Below are 7,526 nucleotides of genomic sequence, written 5' to 3'. Positions count from 1 at the left end.
CCGCCCGGAAGAAGAGATGACGGAAGTATATCATTTCCAGTTCATTAAACTCAAACTACGATCACGACAGCGATCGGAAGAAACCGTCCCACGGATCGGAGAGCCGGAAGTCGCACCGCTCCGCCAGCAACCGGTAGAGATCGTCCAGATCGAACCTCTGCAGCATCCCCGGAATCCGATGGGACTGCGGCCAGAGAAACTCCCCTTTCCGCATCAGTTCACCCCAGGAACGCGGTACGTTCCGCAACCGGATGCGCCGGATTCCGGAGGAATCGATTCCGGCGGCATACGCCGCGATCAATCCGCCGAGACCGCGCCCGGCGAGCGTGAGTTCGATATACCCGGCGGAACGCAGCAAGGCAATCGCTCCGAAGAGATCCCGCACCTTTCCCCCGAGATAAGAGGAGTTGAGCAGTTGGCCGGTCGCGTCGTAGAAGTAGTCGCTTCCATACATGTAGAAGTAGTCCGTTCCGCGGTCGCAGGTCAGCGGCGCCGACTTGCCGGAGCCGCGCACATCCAGCGCGAAGAGCGGCCCCGGACACTCCTTCTCCTCCGGAATTCCGGCGTCCAGCTCCTCCTCCGCGTCGACGTGCGGCAGATAGAGCGTGCACTCCCGCCCCGGCGGCAGGTGAAACGCCCCCAGGCTCCGGCGGAACTGCAGAAACGCCTCCGCCTCCGGTTCGGTCCGCAGCGCGAGACAGCTGAGGCCGTTTTCCCCGGTGCGGCCGCGCAGGACCCGATACTCCGGAGCCGCGACCGCCGGTTCCGCCTGAAGCGCCTCCTTCAGAAAAGCGGAAATCCCGTCTTTCTCCGGCGAACGGTTCCGCGCCAGCTCCGCCGCCCGGCGGGCGAGATATTCCGGCAGCGTCACTTCGCCCGGGAGTTCCGTCACCTGACCGCCGGGAGTGACAAAAAGTTCCTCGTCGGGGAGCGGTTCGAAGGGCTCCTCCCCGCCGACCGCCCGCCCGAACCAGTGCCGGGTGAAGAATTCATACGTCGCATTCCGCAACTGCGGACCGAGAGAGTGGCCGCCTTCGCCGACGAAGAGTTCGACCTCCTGTTCCGCCCCCAGAAGCGCGTAGATATGCCGCGCCTCCTCCAATGTCTCCGCCGCGCCGCGCGGATCGAAAAAATCATCCTCCACCGCCAGAATCAACGCCGGATGCGGCGCGCGGGCGATCAGAAAGTCCGCCATGTCGCCGCCCGCCGCCCACAGCCCCGGCGGAATCTGTTCGACGTCGGTCGGCAGCTCATTTTCGAAATTCCGCCGGAAGGTGGTGATGTAACACGCCGGTGCCGCCATCGTCAGCCGGTCGTCGAGCGCGAAGAGGTAGCTGGAAAGCGTTCCGCCGCCGGAGGCCCCGGTCACCGCGAGCTTCGTCTTGTCAACTTCCGGCCGGGCGGCGAGACAGTCGAGTGCCGCCTTCGCGTCGGCCACCCGCCAGGCGCCGAAAAATTCGCCGCAGAGCGAAAGCTGTTTGCCCGCCATGTTGTGCTCCCAGACGCAGCCGGAACGCAGCGGGTCGCCGGAATACTGCTTTCGCTCCCCCTGCCCGATGGGATCGACCGTGAACACCACCGCTCCCTTGCGGGCCAGCCCGACACAACAGCTCTGCTGGTTGCGGGCGGCCTTGCCGTTGTCGTTGTGCCCGAGCAGAGCAAGCACACCGGGGGCCGGAGTACGCAGAGAAACCGACCGGTAAACGATGCCGGTCATGTGGAATCCGGGAGCGCATTCGAAGAGAACTTTTTCCATCCGCACGCCGTCGCGTTCGATCACGCCGGTGACAACGGCGTCCGCAACATGCCGTTCCGGCAACGGACCGAAGGCGGTGCGGATCCGCTCCCGGGCGAGCCGGACATAGGCCAGCGCCTTCTCCCGGGAATCCACCGCGGCGAGCTCCTTCCGCCGCCGTTCGACACACTCGCGCACCATCCTGCCGTAATAGTGCTGCATCAGATCAGAATACGGAGAAAAGCACATTCCTTCACCTCGTTTGATTTGCAACTGCATTGAGAGCACGTCCGCTTCGGGGCGTCCGGACGCCGGGGAAATGCCCCGCCGACCGCCGTTTCCGAATGGGGTAATCTAGCACGCCGAGAAGGAAAAGCAAGCGTTATTTCCCCGCCGGAGCAGCCGCCTCAAGTCCGCAAAGGAGCGTCCGCGGCAATCGAAGCCTCCAGCAGTATTCCATCTGCATCCGGCGATGCCGCAGGGAATTGCACGGGGTCTGAATCCGAAATTCCGCAACTTTTGTGAAAATCTTCTCTCATCCGGGTTGACAAACTTCACAACCGGAGTAATATTGAAGAAGAGAGAGAAATTGCAGAGCCCCTCCGGCCCCGATGTGTGCACGATTCCTGAATTGTGCCTGGAAATCGCCCCGCCGCGAAGTGTGGCTGTTCCGGCGGCACGCCGGTTTTTTGGACATAACATAGATCCGGGCTGGTCCGCCCGGAGGATCCGTACGGAATTTTCTCCGGCAAAACGCTGGAGTGAAAACATTCGCAGGGGAGGAATGCAATATGTCCAGAAAAACAACAGCGCTCGCCCTCGGGCTGCTGCTGTGCACTGTCGCAGCAGCACAGAACGCCCCCGGTGAGAATCCGGGTGTCCAGAAACTGCGGTTCATCCAGGACGACGCGCAGGACCGCATGGTTTCGAAGGTCTACCAGCTCAAGTATGTCCAGTCCAACGACGTCACCCCGTTCCTGCTCGGTATCGTCAAACGGTACAACATGAACTCCAGCGTCAACTGCATCGAATACGGAGCGGACAACACCCAGCTGCTCACCGTCACCTGCCCGGTCAAAATGATGCCCTATGTGGATGACTTCATCCGCAAAATCGACCGCGACATCAAGGTCGACGGCAGAACTCCGGCCGACGTCATCCGCGGCACCGGCATCACCCGGGCGGTCTACCGGCCGAAGTTCCGTTCCGGTCAGAACATGCTCAACGTGCTGGTCAACTCCATCATCGGCGAGGGTCCCGCCGGTTCGGTCTACGCCTGGGACGCCAACTCCAACCAGATCTACTGGAAGGACAACAGCTCCAACACCCAGTACGTCTACGAGTTTTTGAGCTGGATCGACCGACCCGCTCCGCAGATCACCTTCCACTTCACGTTGTACGAACTGCGCGAAAGCACCCTGCGCGACCTCGGCATCGAATATCTCGCCTGGAAAAACGGTCCCGGATTGAACCTCTTCTCCGTCGCCTGGGACGCCTCCGGCGTCTCGTCGGGCGGAACCGCCGCATTGCAGGCCTTCTCCGGTCCGCTGGGCGGATTTCTCTTCGCGCCGCAGTTCGACGCGAGCTTCATCCGGCTGCTTCAGCAGAGCGGGAACGCCGAGATCCGGAACCGCGCCACCCTCACCGTCTGCAACAACACCCCGTCCGCTGAACTCTACTTCAACCCGCAGTTCCAGAACATCGCCAAATCCGACAACGACAAAACCAGCGTCACCACCGGACTTCTCGGGGAGACCACCGGCCTCAACCAGCTCTATCTGAAACTCCTCCAGCCGATCGTCAACCTCCATTACGGCGTGCCGCAGGAGGGCTACCCGGCGAGCGAGGAGTTCTCCATCAACCCCTACCAGCCGGGCGCCTACACGAAATACCCGGGCACCGTCTTCTTCGGCTACGACATTCAGGCCGCCGACATCGTCGAACGCAACAACGTCGGTTCGGAACTGGTCGAAACCAGCCAGGTCACCGGCAACACCCTGATCGAACTGGGCCGGGAGACCATCCTCGCCGAATGGAACCTCGAACAGGAGGTCGAACAGACCATCGGCATGCCGTTTCTGATGGAGATTCCGATTCTGAAGTACCTCTTCAGCACCACGACCACCAGTCTCGAAAAGAGCCGCTTCTACCTCGCGGTCACTGCGGAAATGCTCGACACCGCCAAACCCGCTCCCGCCGACGGCGCGGCAGGCGAACTCATTCAACTCAAATAGGGAGGCGGCATCATGCGACAGAACAAGCGATTCCTCTTTCTCCTTCTCGCGGTGCCCGCACTCCTCCGCGGCGCCGAAATCCCCGGCGTGCCCCGCGATTCGAACTTCAACAACACCGGCGGCTACGACAGCACCCGGGTCGAGGCGCAGCTGCTCGTCAAGGTGAAGGAGGACACCCGGGAAGTCCACTTCGTCCGCGACAACGCCGACCCGCGGGTCATCACCAAAACCTACGTGCTCCGCCACGTCGACCCCTATGAATTCCGCGACTACCTGCGCCAGATGGTGCAGTCCAAACGGGTCGGCAACACCAGTCTGCAGCAGAACTACCCCGGCAACACCACGACGGCGCCGCTCACCGCGACGGTGAGTTCCCCCGAACTCGCCACTCCGGCGAACGCCCAGCCGGGCTACAATCCGCAGCTCCAGCTCGGCAGCAACACCGCAGTGGAGTGCCTGAAGTACGCCGACGGAACCGGACTCCTGTTCGTCAGCGCCGAGGATTACCGGTTCGAAGACCAGGAGAACGGCATGGGGATCGATTCGATCGTCGCGATGCTCGACAACCCGGAGCTCGGCGCGATCAACTACGGCTCGCAGATGTTCTTCTACCTGCCGAAATTCGTTCCGGCGCAGAACCTGCTGCCGCTGATCCAGAACATGGGCATGAACATCTCCGACGTGACCGAACTGTGGCAGGGGCAGGATGTTGTCGCCATCGATCCCGATCTCAACTGGCTGATCTTCGACGTCTCGAACTACTCCTGCGACAACATCGCCAGAATGCTCGCGCTCTACGACGTGCCGATTCCGCAGGTCCGGCTCCGCATCCGGGTCTACGAGCTCTACAGCGAGAACGACGAACGCATGGGCATCGACTTCCAGTCGTGGAAGAACAACGAAGGCGCCGACCTCTTCTCCGTCGGCGGCCGCTACCGCAACAACTGGGCGGCGGTCTACAACGGCGGACTGAACCGGGCCGACGGTTCCGAACGGACCAGCTTCTACAACTTCAACCCGAAGTGGAACACCCGCTACCTCGACTTCCTCGCAAGCCGGGGGAAGGCGAAGGTGCTCCACACCGGTGAGCTGTGCGTGCGCAACAACACCCCGGCGCAGCTCAGCCGCACCACCCAGATCTTCTACTCGGACACCTCGCATCCAGTGAACGGCGCCATCGAACCGGGCACCACCGTCGATCCTTCCACCGGAACCCCCTTCCCCGACACCGGCGTCGGCCCCTACGAACTGCTCTCGTCGATCGCCGCCTGGTTTGACCGCTCGATCGACCGGCCCGGCAGGGAGAGTGCCGACCTCGCCATCGGCAAGGGGGAGCAGCAGGTCACCACCGCATTCGCCGGATTCGGCTTCACGATGACGGTCAACAACGCCTCGGTCAACCTCGACGAGACCCGGTTCAGCGTGACGCTCTCGAACTCCAGTCTGATCGGCTTCGAATCGAACGGGAAACCGCGCATCTCCAACGGCAACACCGTCACCCAGGAGGTGAGCCTGCCGCACGGCAAAGACCGGTTCGTCATCGGCGGACTGCGCAAGCAGGAACAGGTCAAATCCCGCACCGGAATTCCCTGGCTCATGGACGTGCCCTATCTCGGCTACCTTTTCTCGACCGAATCCACCTCAGTCCGCAGCGCCGAACTGATCGTCGTGGGCGAATGCGTCTGGGATTCGCCGCAGGACTCTCCCGCCGCCGCCAGAAGCACCCGGAGCACCCGGTAATTTTGAGGATACAACAAGAGGAGGAATCAACATCATGGCTGACGACAACAGAAAACTCGGAGTGACCGCGCTGGCCGCGCTGGTGGTCTCCGCAATGATCGGCGGCGGCATTTTCAGCCTGCCGCAGAACATGGCCCAGCAGGCTTCGGTAACAGCGGTCATCATCGCCTGGGTGGTAACCGGCGTCGGAATGTTCTTCATCGCGAACACCTTCCGGATTCTCGCCGACGCGAGACCGGACGCGACCACCGGCATCTACGCCTACGCCCGGCTCGGCTTCGGCCGCTTCGCCGGATTTCAGATGGCGTGGTCCTACTGGCTGTGCAACATCTTCGGCAACGTCGGCTTCGCGGTGCTGCTGATGGATGCGTTGAACTACTTCTTCCCCGGCACCTTCACCGGCGGGAACAACCTCTGGTCGATCCTGGGCGGCTCGCTGGTGATCTGGATCATGAACTTCGCCGTGCTCGCCGGCATGAGGCAGGCGGCCTTCATCAACACGATCGGCACGATCTGCAAACTGGTTCCGATCGCGCTCTTCATCGTCATCATGCTCTTCGCCTTCCGCTGGGCCTTCTTCTCGACCGACATGACCGGCAGCGAAACGATTCCCCAGCTTCACATCCGCCCGCTTGGCAGCATGCTCAAGCAGGTGCAGTCGACGATGATGGTGACGCTGTGGGCGTTCATCGGCATCGAAGGAGCGGTGGTGGTTTCCGGCCGGGCGCGCAGCCAGAGCGACGTCGGCAAGGCGACGCTGATCGGATTTCTCGGCTGTCTGGTGATCTACGCGCTGCTTTCAATCCTTCCCTTCGGCCGGATGTATCAGCCGCAGCTGGCCGCGCTCGCCAATCCGTCGACCGCGCCGCTGCTGCAGGATGTGGTTCACGGCTCCTGGGCGGGCGACGTGATGAACGCAGGAGTGATCATCGCGCTGCTCACCAGCTGGCTCGCCTTCACCATCATGATCGCCCAGATTCCCTACGCGGCGGCGATGGACGGCACCTTCCCGCGCATCTTCAAACGGGAGAACTCCCGCGGCATGCCGAGCGTTTCGCTCTTCGTCTCCAGCCTGATCATGCAGCTGGCGATGATCGTGGTCTACTTCGCCAGCAACGCCTGGAACACGATGCTTTCGATCACCTCGGTGATGATTCTGCCGCCCTATCTTGCATGCACGCTCTATCTGTGGAAGATCTGTGCGACGAAGCAGTATCCGGCCAACATGCCGGTGCGCTTCCACTTCGCGTTCTTCTGCGGCGTGGCCGGTTCGCTCTTCGCGCTGTGGATGATCTATTCGGCCGGACTGAACTACCTCATGACCGCGTTTCTCTTCCTGCTGCTCGGAATTCCGGTCTTCGTCTGGGCGCGGCGTAACGCGCTGACGGATGACCCCTCCGCGGCCGACCACCGCACCTTCACCCGCCCGGAACTCGCCGGAGCCGTCGTCATCGTGCTGGTGGCGCTCATTTCGCTCGGCGTGACCGCGGCGAAGTCACACTCGCTGGACACCCACTTCCATAAATGGGCGAAATGGGTGGAAACCGAGGCGGCCGAAGTGGAAAAAGCGAAGTAGCCGCCCCGTTGCGGAATCAGCTCAGAAGGAACCACACCCCCGCGGTCCAGAAGGCCGCGGCGAACACGACAAACAGAATCCGGGCCCGGAGCCGCAGCTGCTCCGGCCGGACACTGCCCGGCGCGGTACTGCGGCCGGCCAGATCGTTGAAGCTCTTGGTGTGGATGTAGCGCCGGACGTTCCGGCTGTCGTTGAGCCTGCGCCGCCGCAGTGCGGCGGCCAGTTCCGAATCGGGCGCCAT

Annotated in this window: 4 protein-coding genes and 1 pseudogene; 3 read left to right on the top strand and 2 right to left on the bottom strand. The window is 62.5% G+C overall.

What is annotated here, in order from left to right; genetic code table 11:
- Positions 1-61: 61 nt before the first annotated feature.
- Positions 62-1,984 carry an alpha/beta hydrolase family protein gene (locus tag ACMLHG_RS06925; RefSeq protein ID WP_417170013.1) on the bottom strand — a complete coding sequence of 641 codons (1,923 nt, stop codon included), beginning with the start codon at positions 1,982-1,984 and terminating at the stop codon, positions 62-64.
- 542 nt (positions 1,985-2,526) lie between these two features.
- Between ACMLHG_RS06925 and ACMLHG_RS06920 the strand changes: the two genes are divergently transcribed.
- The 3 genes and pseudogenes from ACMLHG_RS06920 to ACMLHG_RS06910 form a co-directional block, all read left to right on the top strand.
- Positions 2,527-3,969 carry a hypothetical protein gene (locus ACMLHG_RS06920; protein ID WP_417170012.1) on the top strand — a complete coding sequence of 481 codons (1,443 nt, stop codon included), beginning with the start codon at positions 2,527-2,529 and terminating at the stop codon, positions 3,967-3,969.
- A 12-nt stretch (positions 3,970-3,981) separates the two neighbouring features.
- Complete coding sequence (locus tag ACMLHG_RS06915; RefSeq protein WP_294436882.1) at positions 3,982-5,709, top strand: type II secretion system protein GspD; 1,728 nt, start codon at positions 3,982-3,984, stop codon at positions 5,707-5,709.
- Positions 5,710-5,743: 34 nt separating this feature from the next.
- A pseudogene (locus ACMLHG_RS06910) lies at positions 5,744-7,186 on the top strand (basic amino acid/polyamine antiporter); the annotation flags it as partial.
- A 115-nt stretch (positions 7,187-7,301) separates the two neighbouring features.
- Here ACMLHG_RS06910 and ACMLHG_RS06905 read toward each other — a convergent pair.
- A complete protein-coding gene (locus ACMLHG_RS06905; RefSeq protein WP_294436877.1) occupies positions 7,302-7,526 on the bottom strand; it encodes a hypothetical protein in 225 nt (74 codons plus the stop codon).

The sequence above is a fragment of the Victivallis sp. genome, from assembly GCF_048170485.1.
Classification (GTDB): Bacteria; Verrucomicrobiota; Lentisphaeria; order Victivallales; family Victivallaceae; genus Victivallis.
The sequence above is the reverse complement of the archived record's forward strand: the minus strand, read 5'-3'. Positions and strand labels throughout refer to the sequence as shown.